At 70.7% G+C, this 18,676-nt stretch carries 20 protein-coding genes; 5 read left to right on the top strand and 15 right to left on the bottom strand.

Translation table 11 applies throughout. The features are described from left to right. Window positions 1-51: 51 nt before the first annotated feature. From ABFY20_RS10275 to ABFY20_RS10265, 3 genes are read right to left on the bottom strand one after another with little or no spacing between them, the layout of a single operon-like run. The gene (locus ABFY20_RS10275) at window positions 52-750 is read right to left on the bottom strand and encodes an ABC transporter ATP-binding protein (protein WP_368496155.1); all 699 of its coding nucleotides are present in this window, start codon (window positions 748-750) and stop codon (window positions 52-54) included. Continuing rightward, window positions 747-2,288 (bottom strand): peptidoglycan-binding protein, encoded by a 1,542-nt coding sequence (locus ABFY20_RS10270; RefSeq protein ID WP_368496154.1) that lies wholly within the window; start codon window positions 2,286-2,288, stop codon window positions 747-749. Before ABFY20_RS10270 ends, ABFY20_RS10275 begins: the two co-directional genes overlap by 4 nt. Beyond that, window positions 2,285-3,298: a hypothetical protein gene (locus ABFY20_RS10265; RefSeq protein ID WP_368496153.1), complete on the bottom strand. Its 1,014-nt coding sequence runs from the start codon at window positions 3,296-3,298 to the stop codon at window positions 2,285-2,287. Before ABFY20_RS10265 ends, ABFY20_RS10270 begins: the two co-directional genes overlap by 4 nt. 187 nt (window positions 3,299-3,485) lie before the next feature. Between ABFY20_RS10265 and ABFY20_RS10260 the strand changes: the two genes are divergently transcribed. After that, window positions 3,486-4,091 carry an HdeD family acid-resistance protein gene (locus tag ABFY20_RS10260; protein ID WP_368496152.1) on the top strand — a complete coding sequence of 202 codons (606 nt, stop codon included), beginning with the start codon at window positions 3,486-3,488 and terminating at the stop codon, window positions 4,089-4,091. Here ABFY20_RS10260 and ABFY20_RS10255 read toward each other — a convergent pair. Together ABFY20_RS10255 and ABFY20_RS10250 are read right to left on the bottom strand one after the other, a co-directional pair. Continuing rightward, entirely contained in the window at window positions 4,088-4,564 is a 477-nt protein-coding gene (locus ABFY20_RS10255) for an NUDIX hydrolase (protein ID WP_368496151.1), read from the bottom strand. The two genes, ABFY20_RS10260 and ABFY20_RS10255, sit on opposite strands and share 4 nt — an antisense overlap. After that, window positions 4,561-5,331: an SDR family oxidoreductase gene (locus ABFY20_RS10250; protein ID WP_368496150.1), complete on the bottom strand. Its 771-nt coding sequence runs from the start codon at window positions 5,329-5,331 to the stop codon at window positions 4,561-4,563. The genes ABFY20_RS10255 and ABFY20_RS10250 overlap by 4 nt, the downstream gene beginning before the upstream one ends. Window positions 5,332-5,476: 145 nt before the next feature. Between ABFY20_RS10250 and ABFY20_RS10245 the strand changes: the two genes are divergently transcribed. The 4 genes from ABFY20_RS10245 (at window position 5,477) to ABFY20_RS10230 (ending at window position 8,354) form a co-directional block, all read left to right on the top strand. Beyond that, window positions 5,477-5,965, top strand: coding sequence for an NfeD family protein (locus ABFY20_RS10245; protein ID WP_368496149.1), 489 nt, complete (start codon window positions 5,477-5,479; stop codon window positions 5,963-5,965). Beyond that, window positions 5,962-7,107: an SPFH domain-containing protein gene (locus ABFY20_RS10240; RefSeq protein WP_368496148.1), complete on the top strand. Its 1,146-nt coding sequence runs from the start codon at window positions 5,962-5,964 to the stop codon at window positions 7,105-7,107. The genes ABFY20_RS10245 and ABFY20_RS10240 overlap by 4 nt, the downstream gene beginning before the upstream one ends. Then, entirely contained in the window at window positions 7,085-7,900 is an 816-nt protein-coding gene (locus ABFY20_RS10235) for a glycerophosphodiester phosphodiesterase family protein (RefSeq protein WP_368496147.1), read from the top strand. Before ABFY20_RS10240 ends, ABFY20_RS10235 begins: the two co-directional genes overlap by 23 nt. An 88-nt stretch (window positions 7,901-7,988) precedes the next feature. Beyond that, the gene (locus ABFY20_RS10230) at window positions 7,989-8,354 is read left to right on the top strand and encodes an RNA polymerase-binding protein RbpA (RefSeq protein ID WP_171704771.1); all 366 of its coding nucleotides are present in this window, start codon (window positions 7,989-7,991) and stop codon (window positions 8,352-8,354) included. 58 nt (window positions 8,355-8,412) lie between these two features. Here ABFY20_RS10230 and lnt read toward each other — a convergent pair whose 3' ends face one another. Genes lnt through ABFY20_RS10180 form a run of 10 tightly spaced genes read right to left on the bottom strand, consistent with a single transcriptional unit; the run spans window position 8,413 to window position 18,634 of the window. Continuing rightward, window positions 8,413-9,924 carry an apolipoprotein N-acyltransferase gene (gene lnt, locus ABFY20_RS10225; RefSeq protein ID WP_368496146.1) on the bottom strand — a complete coding sequence of 504 codons (1,512 nt, stop codon included), beginning with the start codon at window positions 9,922-9,924 and terminating at the stop codon, window positions 8,413-8,415. 8 nt (window positions 9,925-9,932) lie between these two features. Beyond that, entirely contained in the window at window positions 9,933-12,434 is a 2,502-nt protein-coding gene (locus ABFY20_RS10220) for a DEAD/DEAH box helicase (RefSeq protein ID WP_368496145.1), read from the bottom strand. After that, window positions 12,434-13,186, bottom strand: coding sequence for a twin-arginine translocase subunit TatC (gene tatC, locus ABFY20_RS10215; protein ID WP_171704773.1), 753 nt, complete (start codon window positions 13,184-13,186; stop codon window positions 12,434-12,436). Before tatC ends, ABFY20_RS10220 begins: the two co-directional genes overlap by 1 nt. A 50-nt stretch (window positions 13,187-13,236) precedes the next feature. Continuing rightward, the gene (tatA, locus tag ABFY20_RS10210; protein ID WP_368496144.1) at window positions 13,237-13,536 is read right to left on the bottom strand and encodes a Sec-independent protein translocase subunit TatA; all 300 of its coding nucleotides are present in this window, start codon (window positions 13,534-13,536) and stop codon (window positions 13,237-13,239) included. Then, window positions 13,526-13,879, bottom strand: coding sequence for a hypothetical protein (locus tag ABFY20_RS10205; RefSeq protein WP_368496143.1), 354 nt, complete (start codon window positions 13,877-13,879; stop codon window positions 13,526-13,528). The genes tatA and ABFY20_RS10205 overlap by 11 nt, the downstream gene beginning before the upstream one ends. Window positions 13,880-13,905: 26 nt before the next feature. Further along, the gene (locus tag ABFY20_RS10200) at window positions 13,906-14,940 is read right to left on the bottom strand and encodes a helix-turn-helix transcriptional regulator (RefSeq protein WP_368496142.1); all 1,035 of its coding nucleotides are present in this window, start codon (window positions 14,938-14,940) and stop codon (window positions 13,906-13,908) included. Then, window positions 14,940-15,947, bottom strand: coding sequence for a helix-turn-helix transcriptional regulator (locus tag ABFY20_RS10195; RefSeq protein ID WP_368496141.1), 1,008 nt, complete (start codon window positions 15,945-15,947; stop codon window positions 14,940-14,942). Before ABFY20_RS10195 ends, ABFY20_RS10200 begins: the two co-directional genes overlap by 1 nt. Before the next feature lie 42 nt (window positions 15,948-15,989). Continuing rightward, complete coding sequence (locus ABFY20_RS10190; protein ID WP_368496140.1) at window positions 15,990-16,898, bottom strand: hypothetical protein; 909 nt, start codon at window positions 16,896-16,898, stop codon at window positions 15,990-15,992. A 48-nt stretch (window positions 16,899-16,946) separates the two neighbouring features. Continuing rightward, window positions 16,947-17,957, bottom strand: a complete 1,011-nt coding sequence (locus ABFY20_RS10185) for a tRNA (adenine-N1)-methyltransferase (protein ID WP_368496139.1) — start codon at window positions 17,955-17,957, stop codon at window positions 16,947-16,949. Then, window positions 17,954-18,634 carry an HAD family hydrolase gene (locus ABFY20_RS10180; RefSeq protein WP_368496138.1) on the bottom strand — a complete coding sequence of 227 codons (681 nt, stop codon included), beginning with the start codon at window positions 18,632-18,634 and terminating at the stop codon, window positions 17,954-17,956. The genes ABFY20_RS10185 and ABFY20_RS10180 overlap by 4 nt, the downstream gene beginning before the upstream one ends. Window positions 18,635-18,676: the final 42 nt, after the last annotated feature.

Genomic DNA, 18,676 nt, shown 5'->3' with positions numbered 1-18,676 from the left:
CCTCGGCTCGGCTGCTCCTCGCGCCGACTCTCCAACTCGCACCGACTCTCTTCACGACACCGCCTCCCGCGTTGCGGTTGCCGGCACTGAGAGGCGACCCGCGTCGATGGTGGCCTGCCGCCGGGCGGCGGCAGCGACCCGAGGGTCGTGGGTGATCGTGACGATGGTGAGCCCGTCGGCGTGCAGCTCGGCGAAGAGCTCGAGCACGCCGTCGGCGTTGCGGCGGTCGAGGTTTCCGGTGGGCTCATCGGCGAGCAGCAGCGACGGCCGCGTGCAGACGGCTCGGGCCACGGCTGCTCGCTGACGTTCGCCGCCCGACAGGCGAGAGGGGAGGAAGCCGGCCCGATGCGCGAGGCCGACCCGCTCTAGCGCTTCCTCGACCCGTTCGCGTCGCTCTCCTCGCGCGAGACCGCCGTAGAGGAAGGCGAGAGCGACGTTCTGGGCCACGGTGCGATCGGCGAGGAGATGGAACGACTGGAACACGAACCCGATCGACGTCGCCCGAAGCCGCGCTCGCTCGCTCTCCTCGGCCGCGCCGACGTCGACGCCCTCGAACAGGTGGGTGCCGGTGCTTGGCCGGTCGAGCAGGCCCAGGATGCCGAGGAGGGTCGACTTGCCCGCCCCTGACCCGCCGGTGATGGCGAGGTGATCGCCCCGATGGAGGGTGAGGTCGACCTGCGAGAGTGCCGACACCGGTTCGGGACCGTCGTAGCGACGGCCGACCCCGCGTAGTTCGAGGAGCGTGCTCATCGGCCGACCACCACCCTCGACCCTGCGACGACCGCGGGATCGTCGGAGCGGATCTCCACGTAGCCGCCCGCCGACAGCCCGGTCGTCACCGTGACGAGGCGGGTTCCCCCCTCCTCCGCCAGCTCCAGGCGGCTCTCTCCGCCCGCGCCCGAGGTGAGCGCGGCGATCGGGGCGGCGAGCACGGCCCCGTCGGTGCTCTGCACCGGGATCGACACCCGCACGTTGCGGTCACGGACGGCCTGCACCGTGGCGTCGTCGAGTGCGTCGGGAACCAGGACGACACGGTAGCGCCGCCCCGTGGCCGCTGTGCCCTCCGCTGCCGTGCCGCCCCCGGAGGGCTTGTCGGTTCCGGTGTCTTCGGTGACGGAGCGCACGGTTGCACCGTGCTCGCTGCCGTCGGGAGCCGTGAACGTCGCGCGAGCCCCCGACGCGATGAGCGGCGCGTCGCTCTCCCCGACGGTTCCCGAGAGCACGAGCTCGGCTCCCGACACGGTCATCACCTCGCCGGACGCGGCCTTGCCGCGGGCGGCGGAGACGGAGTCGACCCTGCGCGGCAGCGAGGTGAGGAACGCGACCTCCGAGGACGGAAGGGGCGTGAGCGCCTGCTGCTCCGCTCGGGCGGCTTCGGCGGTGGCGTCGTCGAGCTGCCGCGCCGCCGCGTCGACCGCCGCCTGCTGCGCGGCGGTGTCGGGCGCCGCGGCTCCCTCGCTGCGTCGAGCGGTCGCGAGGGCGAGCGCGTCGGAGAGGCGAGCGATGTCCACCTCGGGCGCGCCGCCGGCCACCGCGACGTCGAGTTCGCGCTGCGCCTCGCGCACGGCGTTGTCGAGTTCGAGCAGTGCGGCGCCTCCGGGGGCGACGCCGGCGGTGTGCAGCGCGGCTCTCGCGTCGTCGAGGGCCGCCTGCGCGGCGCGCTGGGCGGAGCGCGCGGCGCGGGCCTCGCGCTCGGCGTCGGGATCGGCCGGTGCGGTGTAGCCGGAGCGCCGGTACAGTTCCCGCACCGCGCTCGCGGTGCTCGAGTCGTAGACGTCGTCGGAGCCCCCGGAGTCGATGCCGAGGGAGGTGAGCGCGGTCTTCAGTTGGGCGACGTCGGGGCCCGACATGCCGGCCCGGAGGGTGCGGTAGGCGGGGAGCTCACCGGGGAGCACGAGGAGCGGCCGCCCGGCGATCTCGAGCGCCACCGATCCGGCATCGAGCTGCGCGCCCACCTCGGGCACCCTGCCGGTCGTCACCGCAGCTCCCGCCAAGCCGCTCAGATCGGGCGAGAGGCCGACGGCGTCGGCGTGGGTGACGTCGGCCCGGGTCGTGACGGTGCTCTGCACCACCCGCTCCTCCAGGGGCACGGTGATGGGGCCGGCGGGTGGGGCGGCGTTCTGGGCCTCGCGGTCGGCGGGCGAGACGACGAGGCTCCCGAGCGCCAGGCCCGTGCCGAGCGCGGCGACAGCCACGACCGACACCACGGCCACGAATCGACGAGCGCGACTCCACGGCAGTCGCGTGCGCTCGTGCCGGTCGGTCACGCCGGCGCCGTCGTCGCTCACTTGGCCCCGTACCTCGACACCAGTGCGTCGAGCGTCTCGCGATGCCGCTCGACGAACTCGGCTTCGAGTCGCTCCCGCGCGCTGCGCACGGCCTCGGCCGACTCCGTCGACTGGCCGCACGAATGGTCGGCCTTCGCCGTCGCGATCTCCCGCTGCTGGACCTCGTGCAAGGCGGCAGGGTCGGGCGCCGTCTGAGGGCTGATGAGCATCTGGCCCGTTCCGTCTGACGGGGCCGAGTCGGGGCGGTCAGCGGCGCCCGGATCGGTCAGCGCCAGGTAGGCGTCGGTGATCTCGTTCTGGGCCGCCGAGCTCGATTCCAGCCCCGGGTACCCGGCGGCGGCCATGCACTCCGTCCACTCCGCCAGGGCCGACACCACGGCCGGATCGGCGTTCGCCTGGGCGTCGAGGGAGTTCATCTCCTCTTCGAGGGCTTTATAGTCGGGATCGTCCCAGTAGGCGCGATCGCTCTCGGCGTCGTGCTGCGCCGCGCCGAAGCAGCCCGCCGTCGTCCAGTCGTAGTCGGCGCCGGGGTCAGCGGAGCCGGCTCCCCAGAGCGCCTCCTCGTAGGCGGCACGCATCGTCTCGCTGAGCGAGTCGACATAGTCGGCATTCGGGTCGGTGTGCTCCTCGGTGCCGGTCGCCTGCCCGTTCATGCCGAACGGGTCGGTAGACACGCCGTACCCGTATCGCTCGGCGAACTCGGCACTCCCCCACTCGACGTCGAGCGACGAGTCGGAATACATCGTGACGCTCGAGGTGTCGGGCACGTACTCGAAGCCCTGGACCTTCATGCACGCGGCGACCGCATCCTGCACACCTCGCTCGCGCTCGTCCATCGCCGCCTGGTCATCACCCCCGCCCAGGAGGGAGAAGTACCGCTCGAGCGGGCCCTCCGTCGGTCTCGGAGCCGCGTCGGGTGGGCCGCCCGCGCACCCTGAGAGCAACGCCGCTCCTGCTGCGAGAAGCGGGAGGATGCCGACGAGGAATTGCTGACGGCGCGATGATGGCATGACGATCCTTTCGATCCGACCCCCGATACTGACGATTGCTCACTGCCGAGAGTAGGCGACGCCACCGACACCCGCCGGGCTTCGGCGCGTCGTCACGGCTGACTCACATGCGACGGCCAGCAACCGCTAGATTCGGAGCCGAGAGAACACGCCGGTCGCCGTGACCGGCCCGCACGAGGGGGAGCCCATGACGACGACGACGAACACCGACCCGGCCGGCGGCTTCTGGCTGTTCCAGGGCGACATCAGTGCGGCGGCGCTGCGCTGGCTGAAGGGCGGTCTGTGGATCCGTGCGATCCTGTCGCTCGTGCTGGGCATCGTGGTGCTGGTGCTGTCGTTCAACAACCCCGACGCGATCGTCTACACCATCGCGTTCCTGTTCGCGCTCTACTTCTGGATCGTCGGCCTCGTGCGCATCGTGCAGGGCATCGTGAACAACTCGGTGACGGGAGGCATCAGGGCGCTGCAGATCATCCTCGGTGTGCTGCTCATCGTGGCGGGCGTCGTGGCCATCCGCAACCCCGTCGTGTCGCTCGTGGCACTCGCGCTGGTCATCGGCTTCTCCTGGATCATCGAGGGCGTCATGGCCGTCATCGAGACCGCGAAGGACTCCTCGCAGTGGTTCGGTACCATCCTCGGCGTCGTGTCGGTGGTCGCCGGAATCATCGTGATCTTCCTGCCGCTCGAGTCGATCGGAATCCTGGTGCTGTTCACGGGCATCCTGCTCATCGTCACCGGCATCATGTCGGCGATCACCGCCGTCACGCTCGGCAAGGCGCCCAAGCGCGCCTAACCGGCCGCCAGCCTCCGCACCACCTCGACGAGCTCGAGCGGCTCCAAGGCATCCGTGGTCTGCTCGAGCTCGTCGACGTTCCACCACCGCCACGCCTCGATGTCGACGCGCTCCTCGGGTGTCCACTCGGCGTCGACGGGGTAGAAGCGGTCGACGGTGAGCAGGTACCACTCCTCGTGGTAGTCGCGGAAGACGCCGGATGCGGGTTCCGCCACGAAATCGCGCGCCCAGACCGGCTCGCCCACGCCATCGACGACGAGTCCGGTCTCCTCGCGCAGTTCCCGCACCGCGGCTTCGGCGTGGGTCTCCCCCGGTTCGAGATGACCGCCGGGGGTCAACCAGCGGGTCGGATGCGCGGCCACATTGGCTCGCGTGAAGAACAGCAGGGTGGCACCGTCGCGGTCGAGCAGCAGCACGCGCGACTTGAGGATCACGTCGCCCTGCGGCACGGCCGCGTCGGCGGCCCCGCTCACGAGGAGGCGCCGCCGAAGTCGGAGACGTCGCCCACGTAGCGGGTGTGGTCGGCGGGGACGGGCTCGACGGCGGCCGCGGCGACCTCGGCCGCGAACTCGCTCACGTTGTACAGGCGGCCGGCGGCCTCCTTGCGGGCACCGATGGCCCCGGGGTTGGCGCGCTCGAGGAGGGTCGCCGTGATGGTGCCCTCGATCATGTCGCCCGACACCACGACGAACTCGATGCCGAGCTCGTCGAGTTTCGGGATGAGGGCGCGCAGCGCGTCTTCGCCGGCGCGCTTGGAGAGGGCGACCTGCTCGTACTCGGGCATGGTCGGGGTGGTCTTGATGAAGTGGGCCTGGTGGCTCGTGACGAACACGATGCGCGATCCCGGGGCGAGCAGCGGCAGGGCGGCGGTCAGCACGTTCACCTGGGCGTCGCGGTTCAGCTGCATCGCGTAGTCGGCGGCCATGCCGCTCTCCATGCCGCCCGAGGCGTTCAGCACGAGCACGTCGAGCCCGCCGAGCTCGGCCTGCACCCGGTCGAACATGGCGGCGACCGAGTCCTGATCGGTGAGGTCGGCGCCCACGACGACGGCCGAGTCGCCGGCCTCCCGGATGCTGTTCGCGAGCTTCGCCGCGCGCGCCTCCTTGTTGCGGTAGTTGATGACCACGGAGGCGCCGGCTTCGGCGAAGTAGCCCACGGTGTCGGCGCCGATGCCGCGCGAGGAGCCGGTGACCAGGGCGCGCTTGCCTGCGAGGGAACCGGGGGCGAGTGGATTGGGCACGGAGAACTCCTCGAGGATCGGAACGACCTTCCGAGACTACCAAGCACCCGGGAGACGAGCCGCGCCGGGGGCAACCCTGCTAGCGTCGGAGGAAGACGATCAACGCTCGGGCCGTGGTCCCGATGACGGTGAGAGGAGAACGCCGATGCTCGAATTCCTCGACTCCTACGCCTGGATCTTCTGGCTGGGGCTCATCCTCCTGTTCATCGTGATCGAGATGCTCACCCTCGAGTTCACTTTCCTCATGATCGCCATCGGCAGTCTGGGCGGGCTCATCGCCGGGGCGCTCGGCGTGCCCTGGTACTACCAGATCGTCGTCGCCGCGGTGCTGTCGCTCCTCCTGCTGCTCACCCTCCGGCCCCCGCTGCTGCGACGTCTGAAGCGCGGCGGCGATCCGGCGAAGAGCAACGTCGACGCACTGCTCGGCCTCGAGGGTCTCGTGCTCGACCAGGTCACCTCGACGGCCGGCCACGTCAAGCTCGCCAACGGCGACACCTGGACGGCACGGGTGTCCCCTGCCGCCGACATCCGCGACCTCCCCCGTGGCGAGCGCGTGCTCGTCACCGCCATCGACGGCGCCACCGCCATCGTGGTTCCCGCCGGCCGCACCGAACCGAAGGAGCCCATCGCATGAACGACGTCGTCGGACAGGTGATCCTCGTCATCGTCCTCATCATCATCGTGGTGTTCGTGATCGTGGTGGTGGCGCGGTCGGTGCGCATCATCCCGCAGGCCCGCGCGGGCGTGGTGGAGCGGCTCGGCCGCTATCACAAGACACTCATGCCCGGCCTCAACATCCTGGTGCCGTTCATCGACAGGCTCCGCCCCCTCATCGATCTGCGTGAACAGGTGGTGTCGTTCCCGCCGCAACCGGTGATCACCGAAGACAACCTCGTGGTCTCGATCGACACCGTCGTGTTCTTCCAGGTGACGGATGCGCGGGCTGCCACCTACGAGATCTCGAACTACCTCGGGGCGGTGGAGCAGCTCGCCACCACGACACTTCGCAACGTCGTGGGCGGGCTCAATCTCGAGGAGGCCCTGACCAGCCGCGACGAGATCAACGGTCAGCTGCGCATCGTGCTCGACGAGGCGACCGGAAAGTGGGGAATCAGGGTCTCGCGGGTGGAACTCAAGGCGATCGACCCGCCGGCGTCCATCCAGGACTCGATGGAGAAGCAGATGCGCGCCGAGCGGGAGCGCCGCGCGGTCATCCTCACCGCGGAGGGCACCAAGCAGTCGGCGATCCTCGAGGCGGAGGGCCACCGGCAGGCCGAGATCCTCCGGGCGGAGGGTGACGCGAAGGCCCAGGTGCTGCGAGCCCAGGGTGAGGCGGAGGCCATCACGACGGTGTTCGGGGCGATCCATCGCGGCGAGCCCGACAACCTGCTTCTCGCCTACCAGTACCTGCAGACGCTGCCGAAGATCGCCGAGGGGTCGGCCAACAAGCTCTGGGTCATCCCGAGCGAGCTCACCGAGGCGCTGAAGGGCATCGGAGGGGCGCTGGGTGGAGCCGTGCAGCCCGGGGCGAGCGGGCGCGCCGAGCGCGCTGCGGCGAACGCGCCCACCGAGAGCATCGTCTCGGAGCACGACGTGCGCCGGGCGGAGCAGGAGATGCGGGCGGCCGAGCAGGAGTCGCGCAGCGCCACGGACGGGCTGGGCGCGACCGCGCCCGACGCCGCGCCGCCTGCCGCGACCACGCTCGACCCCACGACCGCATCCGAGCAGCACGACCCGGAGACCGGCCGGGCCGATGGCCCGCCCACCGCGGGCTGACCGCGAGCGGCGCCCGTACTTCGCGCCGCCCGCCCCCCGCGTGCTCGCCCACCGGGGCCTCGCCGTGGACACCGTCGAGAACACCCTCGACGCGTTCCGGGCGGCCCTCGACGCCGGTGCGGTGTACCTCGAGACCGACGTGAACGTCTCGGCCGACGGTGTTGCCGTGGTGTGCCACGACCCGACCCTCGAGCGCATCGCCGGGCGCCCCGACCGCGTCGACTCCCTCACCCTCGACGAGCTGCGGCAGATCGACCTGGGCGGGGGCGCCCGGTTCCCCACGCTGCTCGAAGCGCTCGAGGCCTTCCCCGGGGCCCGGTTCAACATCGACGTCAAGTCGCCCGAGGTCGCCGAGCCCGCCGCACGCGCCGTGCTGGCCGCCGGTGCCACCGACCGGGTGCTCATCACCTCCTTCTCGACCAGACGCCGTCGTGCAGCCCTGCGCGTCGTACCGGGAGCGGCGAGCTCCGCCTCCGCCCCCGGCTTCGTCACCGCCCTCCTGCTCATCAAGGTCGGGCTCACGCCCCTGGCGCGGCTCGTGCTCCGGGGTGTCGACGCCGTTCAGATGCCGATGGAGGCAGGTCCCCTCAAGACGACGACCGCCCGCACCGTGCGCGGGTTCCATCGAGCGGGCGTCGAGGTGCACGTGTGGACGATCAATGACGTCGATCTCGCCCGACAGCTGCTCGACCGAGGCGTCGACGGCATCGTCAGCGACCGCGCCGACCTCATGCTCGAGCTCGTCGCCGGGCGCTCCGTGTCCCCCGAAGGGGGATCTAGTCAACTTCGCTGAGAGAGTACTGGCAATACCCGGCTTCGGAAAGGATCCGCTCCGTTCGACGGTTTATAAAGTTCGAAGCAATGCGAGAGGAGACCACACAATGGCAGATCGCAGTTTGCGCGGAATGCGTCTGGGCGCACAAAGCCTGCAGAGCGAAGAGGGTGTCGTATTCTCACCCCGAACGACTCACACGTACCGGTGCGCGACCTGTGGCCGCGACACCGAGATGGTGTTCTCGGCCGAGGCCGAGGCCCCGGAGACGTGGGAGTGCAAGTACTGCAGCCACGAGGCGACGCTGATGGTGGGGTCTGAGCCGGTGACGGTCGACCACGCCGACGCGAAGACGCCCCGCAGCCACTGGGACATGTTGCTCGAGCGCCGCACCCGCGCCGAGCTCGAGGAGTTGCTCGAAGAGCGGCTCCAGTACCTGCGCGCCCGTCGCGGCACGCAGAAGATCGGCGCCTAGCCGCGCCACCGGCGGGTGCTCGGCGCGACGCCGGTCACACCGCAGAACGCCGCCACGATCAGAAGGCCGGGGCGGCGTTCTGCTGTGTGCGGCGTGTGGTGAACGACAGCACGAGCCCGGCGAGCCCGAGACCCGCCACCAGCCACTCGATCTGGAAGCCGATGATCGCGGCGGGCGTGGGCTGGGTACCGAGCGGCACGTCGGCGACCATGGCGCCGGCCTGGTAGGCGGGGATTCCCGTGATGGTCGAGCCGTCGGGTGCGATGATCTGGCTGGTGCCGACCGTCGAGATGTTCACCACGCTGCGGCCGAACTCCACCGCACGCAGGCGCGCGATGGCCAGCTGCTGCAGGTTCTCGTCGGTCTGCCCGAAGTCGGCGTTGTTGGTCTGCGCGAAGATCACCTGGGCGCCCTCGTCGCTCATCGAGCGCATCACCGCGTCGTCGGTGATGTCGAAGCAGATCGAGATCCCGGCGATCAGCCCGTCGATGTCGAAGGTGAGGTCGGTGGTGCCGAAGGTGTAGTCGCGGGTGACGAGGTCGACCAGCTCGGGTGCGAGCGCCCTGAAGAACTCGCGGTTCGGCATCCATTCCGCGAACGGCACGGGGTGCCGCTTGTCGTAGTGGTCGGTGATCTGCCCGTTCTGCCAGAGCAGCGAGGTGTTGTACACCTTGTCGCCCCGCTGCTGGATGGTGCCCGTGACGATGGGCACTCCCCCGAGCCGCTCGCTCACCGCGTCGAGAGTCTGGGCGGCGACCTCGTAGCGCGCCGGGTCGAGGTCGGAGGCGTTCTCGGGCCACACCAGCACGTCGAGCTTCTCGCCCTCGAGGGCGAGCGAGGCGCTGGCGTGGTCGCTCAAGATGTCGCCCCACTCGTGCACCGCGAACAGGCCGGCGTTCGAGTTGCCCTGGGCGGCGCCGATGCGCGAGGTTCCGGATGCGGGGGTCACCCAGGCGGGAACGGCGAGCAGCGCCGCGACGGCCGCCGCCCCCGCCAGCGCGCGGGTCGAGACGGCGAGCCCCTTCTCCCGCACCAGCTGCACCCCGAAGGCGGCGAGCCACACCAGCAGGAAGCTGAGGCCCGACATTCCCACCCAGGCCACCAGGTCGGTGAACGGCGACTGCGACTGCGACATGGCGACCCGGCCCCACGAGAAGCCGCCGTAGGGGAAGATCGCGTTGACCCCCTCGCGCAGCGTCCACAGCCCGGCCACGACGATCGGCAGCCAGAGAAGGCGCGACCGCACGGTCGGCCAGGTGCGCTCGGCCCGGCGGTAGACCAGGGCGATGAGGAGCGCACCCAATCCGAAGTAGACCGCCTCGAAGCCGGTGAGACCGAGCCACGGCACCGGCCCGAGGTACAGCGTGAGCCAGAAGATGTGGACGCCCCAGAAGGTCGCCCCGGTGACCAGCCCGATGACAAACGCCTTGCCCCAGGTGCGGCCGATGAGAGTGGTGAGGATGAGGGCGACGGCGAGCGGTGTGAGCGGCCACCAGCCCTTGTCGGGATAGCCGGCGTCGTAGGCGATCCCGGCGCCCACGGCGGCGACCAGCGCGAGCCAGATCGGCATGACGGGCTTCATGCGACGGAGGAGTAGGCGACGATGCCGCGGCGCACCGCGTCGATGGCGGAGCGTGCCGTGGCGGCGAGCCGCGCATCCGGTGTGCCCTGCAGCTGGTCGAGGAGGTCGATGGTCTGCTTCGACCAGCGCACGAAGTCGCCGGCGGCCATGTCGGCCTCGTCGAGCACCTCGTCGAGTCCGGCGCCGCGCGCCCAGCGGTGCATCGCGGTGCTGAGGCCGATGGCGGGTGCCTCGGTGCCGGGCAGGCGGTGCTCGCGTTCGATGTCGTCGACGGTCGCCCACAGGGTCTGCGTCTTGTCGAGGGCGACCCGGAAGGCGCCGCGCGGCAGGTAGCGCTCGGCGATGTCGTTCTCGTCGCGGCGCGGCTCGTACACCAGCGCACAGGCGATGGCGGCGAGGGAGGCGGCGTCGAGCTCACGCCAGATGCCCTGACGGATGCACTCCGCCACCAGCAGGTCGCGCTCGCCGTAGATGCGCTTCAGGGTGTGCCCGTGTTGCGTGAGCACGGTGGCGCCGTGGTCGTCGGTGGTGAGGTAGTCGAGCTGCAGCAGCACGTCGGTGACGCGGTCGAACACCTTGGCGATGACGTTGGTGCGGGTCTGGATCTGCTGGGTGAGCCGGTCGGTGTCGCGCTTCAGCGTGAACCAGCGCTCGGCCCAGCGGGCGTGCGCCTCGCGGTCTTTGCAGCCGTGCACGGGGTGCGAGCGCAGCTGCTGCCGCAGCCCGGCGATGCGGCGCTGCCGCTTGTCGCGGTCGGCGCGGGAGAGGGTGTCGGCCTTGCCGGCGCCGGAGCGCTCGAGGTCGGTGAGCTCACGACGGATGCGCGCGTACTCCCTGAAGTCGCCGAGGTGACAGGTCATCGCCTTCTCGAAGCCCGCCAGCGACTCCTCCTGCTGGCGCACCTTGCGCGCCAGGTCGACGACGGCGCGGTCGGCCTGGAACTGCGCGAACGACGACTCCAGCACCTCGCGCGTGCGGGGCCGGCCGAACTGGTCGATGAGGTTCACCGCCATGTTGTAGGTGGGGCGGAAGCTCGAGTTGAGCGGGTAGGTGCGCCGCGAGGCCAGGGAGGCGACCTCCTGCGGGTCGAGCCCCTCGCGCCACTGGATGACGGAGTGCCCCTCCACATCGATGCCGCGGCGGCCGGCGCGGCCGGTCAGCTGCGTGTACTCCCCCGCGGTGATCGACACGCGGGCCTCGCCGTTGAACTTCTCGAGCTTTTCGAGCACGACGGTGCGGGCGGGCATGTTGATGCCGAGGGCGAGGGTCTCGGTGGCGAACACGACCTTCACGAGCTTCTTCTGGTAGAGCTCCTCCACCACCTCCTTGAAGGCGGGGAGGAGACCTGCGTGGTGGGCGGCGACCCCGCGCTGGAGGCCCTCGGTCCACTCCCAGTAGCCGAGCACCGCGAGGTCTTCGTCGCGCAGCGTGCGGCAGCGCTCGTCGACGATGCGGCGGATCTCGTCGCGCTCCTCGGCGTCGGTGAGGCGCACTCCGGCGCGCAGCACCTGCTTCACCGCCTGGTCGCAGCCCACGCGGCTGAAGACGAAGAAGATGGCAGGGAGCAGCCGGTGCTCCTGCAGGAGAGCCACCACCTCGGGGCGGTCCATGCGGTCGAACGACTGTCGGTGGCCGCCGCTGTGGCCGCCCCCGCGGCCGCCCCGTCCCCGGCCGCCGTTCTTGCCGCGCCCCGAACCGCTGCGATTGCCGTACTGGCCGAGGGAGGCTCCTCCGCGCACCAGCTGGGCGAGCTCGGGGTTCACGCGGTTGGTCGCCGCCCGCCCGGTGGAGTCGAACAGGTCGAGCAGCTTGGTCTTCACCAGTGCGTGCTGGTCGAGTGGAACGGGGCGCTCCTCCGAGACGATCACCTCGGTGTCGCCGCGCACGGCCTGCAGCCAGTCGCCGAACTCCTCGGCGTTCGAGACGGTCGCCGAGAGCGAGACCAGCTTCACGCTCTGCGGGAGGTGGATGATCACCTCTTCCCAGACGGCGCCCCGGAACCTGTCGGCGAGGTAGTGCACCTCGTCCATCACCACGAAGCGGAGGTTCGTCAACAGCGACGAGTCGGCGTAGAGCATGTTGCGCAGCACCTCGGTGGTCATCACCACGATGCGCGCGTCGGCGTTGATGTTCGTGTCGCCGGTGAGCAGCCCCACCTCGTCGGGCCCGTACTCGGCGACGAACTCGTTGAACTTCTGGTTCGACAGCGCCTTCATGGGGGCGGTGTAGAACACCTTGTCGCGCACCGACTGCATGGCGAGGTGCACCGCGAACTCGGCGACGACGGTCTTGCCCGCCCCGGTGGGCGCCGCGACCAGCACGCTCCTGCCGTCTTCGAGGGCTCCCGCGGCCTCGATCTGGAACGGGTCGAGGTCGAAGCTCAGCCCGCTGCGGAAGATCTCGACCTGCGGATGCCCGGCCCGCTTGCGGCTCGCGGCGAAGCGCTCCGACGGGCTCAGCGCCTGGTCGACCGACGAGGCGCCCGAGGCGCGCGCCATCAGACGGCCAGCTCGACGTCGAAGCTCTGCTGGCGACGCCGGCGCCGGCGGTCGTTGAGCGCCGCTATGCCGGCGGCGCCGAAGTAGAGGGCGAGCATGGGGATCGCCAGCAGGAACATCGACATGACGTCGGCGGCCGGGGTGGCGATCGCGGTGAACAGCGTGATGGCGAGGATGGCGATGCGCCACGACTTGAGGATCGTCTTGGCGCTCAGCACCCCGGCGAAGTTGAGGATGACGAGGAACACCGGCAGCACGAAGGCGATGCCGATGGCGAGCACGAGCTTCAGCACGAAGTCGTAGTAGGCGCGGGCCGTGAGGAGGGCCGTCGTGCCCTCGGGTGCGAAGCCCGTGAGCAGCACCACCATGTGCGGCAGCACGAACCAGCCGGCGACGCAGCCGGCGAAGAACAGCGGCACGGCGGCGGCGACGAAGCCGATGGCGTACTGCTTCTCGTTGCGCTTCAGGCCCGGCATCACGAACGCGAACACCTGGTAGAGCCAGACCGGTGCCGAGATGACGACTCCGACGGTGAAGGCGATCTGAATGCGCAGGTCGAACGCCGAGGAGACGTCGGTGAAGTTGAGGCTCGCCTCCCGCCCCTGCTGCGCGGCGATGTCGGCGATCGGCTGGGTGAGCGCGGTCAGCACGAAGTCGGAGATGATGAAGCCCGCGATCATTCCCACGAGGAGACCGAGCGCGGCGATGAACAGCCGCTTGCGTAGTTCGATCAGGTGGGCGCCGAGCGACATCCGACCGTCGCGCGAGCGGGGCTTCCGCGGTGACTTGACGGCCACCTGGCTCAGGGCTTCTGACTGTCGGAGGGATGCTCCGGGGCCACGGGGGTCGCGGTGGGCGGCGCCGTGGGTGCTGCCGGGGGCGCCGCGGGTGGAGCGACCGGAGTGGCGGCCGCCTCGGTGGTGCCCGTCGTGCCCTCGCCCGGGGTCTGGTTCTCGTCCTTCATGGCCTTGGTCTCGTTGCGGAAGATGCGCATCGACTGACCGAGGCTCTTCGACAGGGCGGGGAGCCTCGTCGCGCCGAACAGGAGGAGGATGACGACCAGGATGATGACCAGGTGCCACCCGTTGAGGTTACCGAGCATTGGTCTGATTCCTTAGGGTGGGGACGGTTTCCGGACTGATGAGGAGTTTACCCCGAGCCAGCCGCGCTTCTCTGCGCTCTCGCTTCAATTCGGCGCGGAGTGCCAGGTGCTCCTCATGGCGTCTGGCCGTCGCGGCGTACCCCTGCACGATGGCGCGGTCGGGGTGGTCTTCGGCGAGCTTCTCGACGTTCTCGGTGAGCCGCGCGACCTGGTCGGTGAGCTCGGTGAGAGCGTGCAGGGCTCCCCTGGCCTTCACGAACAGACGGTAGCCGAGTCCGGCGAGCATGCCGATGAGCGCGAGCACCAGAACGACCCAGATGATCAGCCACGCCCACCACTGCATGCCCTCAGCCTATCCGCCGACGGGCATCAGGTGTCGGGATAGCCCTCGAGCGCCTCGCGGGCCCAGTCGACGACGGCCTGCCTCGCCTCGGCGGGCTCGACCACGGTGACGGTGCGCGGCATCGAGGCGACGAGCCGCTTCAGCCCGTGGATGTGGGCGACCCGGATGCGCACCCGCACCGGGTCGACGTCGCCCGGCCGCGCATCCGGAACCCGCTGATCGACGCTCGAGACGTACTCGCCGAGGAGGGGCAGGGCCGAGGGCGCGACCTCGATGGTGACGACGAGGTCGTCGTCTCCGCCCTGGAACAGGCTGTCGCCGAGCGGCACGTCGTCGTGGGCCGACGACACCGCGCGATCGGTGACTTCGACGCGGGTCATGCGGTCGAGGCGGAAGGTGCGCACGGCCTCGCGCAGGTGGTCCCAGGCGCGCAGGTACCAGTCCTCGTCGTCGGAGTCGATGCGCAGCGGGTCGACCCGCCGGCGTTCGCGGGAGCCGCGCGAGGTGAGGTAGTCGAACTCGAGCTGCAGCCCCCTGGCCACCGCGTCGCGCACGGCGCCGAGCGAGGCCGTCGTCTCGGCCGAGGCCACCGCCACCTGGCTCGGCCGTTCGGAGGCACCACGGGCGAGCTTGTCCATGAGCGAGGAGTAGACGCCCCGGTCGATGTTCTCGGGCAGCGACTGCAGGTACTGCAGCCCGGCGATGAGTGCTGCGGCCTCGCGGGCCGAGAAGCGCGGCGAGTCGTCGAGCGCCACCATGTGGGTGATGACGATCTCGTCGTGCTCCTCCAGAGCGTCCCACGCGATGTCGAAGAGGTCTCCGTGCTGGTACTGGGTGGTCTCGCCGGGAACCCCCGACACCGCGATGAGCGACACGGCGTCGCGGATCTGCTGCTCCGAGACCTGGAAGTGTGCGGCGGCGTCGGCGACCGACACCCGGCCGATGTCGATGAGGTAGGGCACGAGCGCGAGCAGGAACGTGAGCTTGTCCTGCGCGTAGGAGAACGCCTCGGTGCCGTCGCCCGCCGGGGTGCGGCGACCCGAGGTCGGCCGGCCCGCCATCAGCGCGCCCCCTCGTGAGCGAGCAGGGTCGCCCTCAGCCGGTCGACGACGGCGTCGCGCAGCCCGGCAGGGCCGAGCACCCGCACCTCGGGCCCGAAGCCCGCGAGCTCGTCGGCGAGCAGGTTCACGTCGGTGAAATGCAGCAGGATGCGCCCGTCGTCGCCGACCGCGGCACCGCGGCGCGCGGCGAGGCGGGTCGCCGCATCCGTTCCCTCCCGCACCTCGAGCTCGGCGACGTTCGCCTCCCAGATGGCGTCGAGCTCCCGCAGGGCTAGGGCCGCGTAGTCGCCGGGCGGCACGTCGACCTGCTGCCGGCCGAGGCGCACCGGGCCGACGATGCGGGCGAGCAGGAAGGTGCGCGGCTCGCCCACGTCGAGGTCGGTCGCCTTGAGGTGCCAGCGCCCCTGGTGCTGCACCAGGGCGAGCGGCGCCACCTTGCGCAGACGCGCCGCCGGGTCGCCCGGTTTGAGGTAGGCGAAGCTCGCGCTCACCCCGCGCGAGAGCGCGTCGTTCAGCGGGTCGAAGGCGGTGTCGCGGGTGCGGATGCGCGGGGCGTAGCCGAGCACCGGATCGCTCGTCTCGACGCCGATGGAGCGGAGCTTCAGCAGCGCCCGGCGAGACTCGCGCGAGAGCGAGCCCTCGCGCCACGCCATGGCGGCGAGGTTCAGCAGGGTCGTCTCGGCGTCGGAAAAGCTGATGTCGGCGGGCAGCTCGTAGGCCGTGCGGGGTATGCGGTACCGCAGGGTCTGGTTGTTGCCCGGGTCACCCGGTGTCTCGATGGTCTCGAGCGGCACGCCGAGCTCTCGGATGTCGTCTTTGTCGCGCTCGAACTGCCGTTCCAGGCTCGCGTTCTCACCCGAGGCGTCGTAGCGCTGCCGGTACCCCTGCACGGTGGAGAGGATGTCGGCCTTGGTGAGCCCCGACTCGGTGGCGATGAGAGCGAGCACGAGGCTGAACAGCCTCTCCTCCACCGGGATCGGTGCGGGGTTCTGTCTCTCGGTGGCCACGCAAGAATCCTAGTTCGGGCGCGGGTTCGAGCGCGCCGAGCCTCAGGAGGCGGGGATGACGCCGAGGATGTCGACGACGTAGGCCGTTGCCGAGGCGCCGTCTCCGCTCCCAGGAAGCACCACGAGCACCTCGGAGCCGACCGTCTGGCCGACGAGGAACGGCGTGATGCCCGCGGGCTGGCTGGAGCCCTGCGTCTTCGTGCCGTCTTCCGACATCAGCCAGAGCTGCGGAGTTCCCGACTCCCACGTGGAGGTGGTGATCTTGCGGGTGTCGTAGGAGACGCCGGTCGACTGCACCAGAACCTGGTCGCCGTCGACGACCTCGTCGCCGTCGCCCTTCTTGATGAGCGCCGATTTCGCCTCGTCGGGCGCCGGCCCGTTGATGCCGATGCCGGGGCGGCCGTTCTCGTCGTGCACGACGCTCGGGAAGCCCGACTGGCCGGGCTGCGGCGCGCCGTCGGCGGCCTGCGGGAAGGCGTTGCGGATGTCGAAGACCATCACGAGGGAGCCAGGGGCACCCGCGGCGATCTGCATGGCGAGCTCGTTCGGCAGCGCCACGGCGACGCGGTCGCCGACGTGGGTGCAGGTGAGTGCCGAGGTGAGGTCGCCCTGGAGGGAGTCGCTCAACACGATGAAGCCGGTGTTCGGGGCACCCGCCGACTGACCGGTCTCGCCGTCGTAGAGCGAGTAGGTGACGTCGACCGTGGAGCCGGGGCCGATCTCGGCGCCGTCGCCCTGGGTGATGACGGTGCGCTCGAGCTGCTTCGGAACGAGGGGCGACGGGAAGGTCGCCGCCGGGTCGACGCCGAAGTCGCCGCTCGCGGAGACCAGGTCGCTCGAGCCGCCCGACGAGGCGGCGGTGGAGCAGTCGGCGGCGGCCGGGGAGGCGCTGCAACCCGCGAGAGCGAGAAGAAGGCCTGCCGACAGTGTGAGCGCGAGGGACGAGCGCACGGATCCTCATTTCCTGCAGACGTCGAGCCGAGGGCCCGGTGAGCGAAGTCAGTCTATTTCATCGTCGGGGCGCTCGATCTCGCGAGCCTCCCTGGCCCGCGCTGCGTCGGCGGTCGCCGTCGCGGCGCGCACCCGCTTGCGCAGGCTCTTCGGGCTGATGCCCCGCTCGCCGAGGGCTCCCGGGGTCCAGGCCTCGACGTCCTCGTCGGAGTAGTCGCTCTTCGAAGCGCGGCGCTTCAGCTCCGGCAGCACCGCACCGGGGGCGAGCCTCCTGGCCGTGACCAGGAAGCCGGTGTGACCGATCATGCGGTGGTCGGGCCGCACCGCGAGGCCCTCGACGTGCCAGCCGCGCACCATCGTCTCGCTCGGCACCGGGTTCGTGAACAGGCCGGTGTCGCGGATGGTCTCGACAACCCGCGACAGCTGCGTCACGGTGGCGACGTAGCAGAGCACGACTCCCCCGGGCTTGAGGGCGGCGGCGACCTCGTCGATGCACTCCCAGGGCGCGAGCATGTCGAGCACGACCCGGTCGACGGTGTGGTCGGGGTGCGTCTCGGGAAGGGCCTCGGCGAGGTCGCCGACGGTGACCGTCCAGTTCTCGGGGTCGCTGCCGACGTAGGCGGCGATGTTCGCGCGGGCGACGTCGGCGAACTCGTCGCGTCGCTCGAAGCTCGACAGCCGCCCCTCGGGCCCGATGGCGCGCAGCAGCCAGAGCGAGAGCGCGCCGGAGCCCACCCCGGCCTCGACGACCGTGGCGCCGGGGAATACGTCGGCCTGCGCGAGGATCTGCGCGGCGTCCTTCGGGTAGATGATGGCGGCGCCGCGCGGCATCGACATGACGAAGTCGGTCAGCAGCGGGCGCAGCGCGAGGTGCTCCACGCCGACCGAGTTCTGCACCACCGAGCCGTCGGGAAGCCCGATCAGCGCGTCGTGGTCGATGAAGCCGCGGTGGGTGTGGAACACCTTGCCCGACTCGAGCGTGATGCTGTTGAGCTTTCCCTTCGGGCCGGTGAGCTGCACCCGGTCGCCTTCCCGGAACGGGCCGCTGAAGGAGCTCATGCGCTCACCCGCTCTGCCGAGACCTCGGCCAGCACGACCGCGAGGTCGTCGGGGGTGCGGCCTGCCAGGGTCTGCCAGATGCGATGCGCACCGGTGTCGTCGAGGTTCAGCAGGTGCTCGACGCCCACGACGACGGCCCCGGAGGCGACGGCCGAGGTGACGCCGGTGACCGAGTCTTCGAGGGCCACCGAGCGCGCGATGTCGACGCCGAGTGCGTCGGCGGCGGTGAGGTAGGCCTCGGGATGCGGTTTGCCCTCCGTCACGTCGTCGGCCGAGACGATCGCGCCGAAGGCGTCGAACGGAATGCGCTCCGCGACGTGGCGCGCCATCCTGCCGATCGACATGGTGACGAGGGCCTGCGGCACGCCCAGCGTGTGGAACCCCCGGAGGAGCTCGACGGCGCCCGGCCGCCAGGGCACCTCGATGGTGACCTGCTCCATCACGCTGGACGAGAGACGATCGATGATCTCGCCCTCCGGCAGCGCCACTCCGAAGTCCTGAAGGATGCGGGCGCTGCGATCCAGTGCCGATCCGACGAGCGTCATCGCCGCCTCGTGGGTCCAGGTACCGCCGAACGACTCGACGAGGGCGGCCTCCGCGCGCATCCAGTACGGTTCGGTGTCGACGATCGTGCCGTCCATGTCCCAGAGGACGGCGGCGGGTGCAGGAGCATTCACGGGGGCCCAGTCTACGGGGCGGTCGTGCGGGTCTCCGCCTGC

This window comes from Herbiconiux sp. A18JL235, assembly GCF_040939305.1.
Lineage (GTDB): Bacteria > Actinomycetota > Actinomycetes > Actinomycetales > Microbacteriaceae > Herbiconiux.
The sequence above is the reverse complement of the archived record's forward strand: the minus strand, read 5'-3'. Positions and strand labels throughout refer to the sequence as shown.

Coding starts and splice junctions, on each gene's coding strand:
- ABFY20_RS10275 (WP_368496155.1), bottom strand. CDS start 750: ATGAGCACGCTCCTCGAACTACGCGGGGTCGGCCGTCGCTACGACGGT.
- ABFY20_RS10265 (WP_368496153.1), bottom strand. CDS start 3,298: ATGCCATCATCGCGCCGTCAGCAATTCCTCGTCGGCATCCTCCCGCTT.
- ABFY20_RS10260 (WP_368496152.1), top strand. CDS start 3,486: ATGACGACGACGACGAACACCGACCCGGCCGGCGGCTTCTGGCTGTTC.
- ABFY20_RS10245 (WP_368496149.1), top strand. CDS start 5,477: ATGCTCGAATTCCTCGACTCCTACGCCTGGATCTTCTGGCTGGGGCTC.
- ABFY20_RS10240 (WP_368496148.1), top strand. CDS start 5,962: ATGAACGACGTCGTCGGACAGGTGATCCTCGTCATCGTCCTCATCATC.
- ABFY20_RS10235 (WP_368496147.1), top strand. CDS start 7,085: ATGGCCCGCCCACCGCGGGCTGACCGCGAGCGGCGCCCGTACTTCGCG.
- ABFY20_RS10230 (WP_171704771.1), top strand. CDS start 7,989: ATGGCAGATCGCAGTTTGCGCGGAATGCGTCTGGGCGCACAAAGCCTG.
- lnt (WP_368496146.1), bottom strand. CDS start 9,924: ATGCCGATCTGGCTCGCGCTGGTCGCCGCCGTGGGCGCCGGGATCGCC.
- ABFY20_RS10220 (WP_368496145.1), bottom strand. CDS start 12,434: ATGGCGCGCGCCTCGGGCGCCTCGTCGGTCGACCAGGCGCTGAGCCCG.
- tatC (WP_171704773.1), bottom strand. CDS start 13,186: ATGTCGCTCGGCGCCCACCTGATCGAACTACGCAAGCGGCTGTTCATC.
- tatA (WP_368496144.1), bottom strand. CDS start 13,536: ATGCTCGGTAACCTCAACGGGTGGCACCTGGTCATCATCCTGGTCGTC.
- ABFY20_RS10205 (WP_368496143.1), bottom strand. CDS start 13,879: ATGCAGTGGTGGGCGTGGCTGATCATCTGGGTCGTTCTGGTGCTCGCG.
- ABFY20_RS10200 (WP_368496142.1), bottom strand. CDS start 14,940: ATGGCGGGCCGGCCGACCTCGGGTCGCCGCACCCCGGCGGGCGACGGC.
- ABFY20_RS10185 (WP_368496139.1), bottom strand. CDS start 17,957: ATGAGCTCCTTCAGCGGCCCGTTCCGGGAAGGCGACCGGGTGCAGCTC.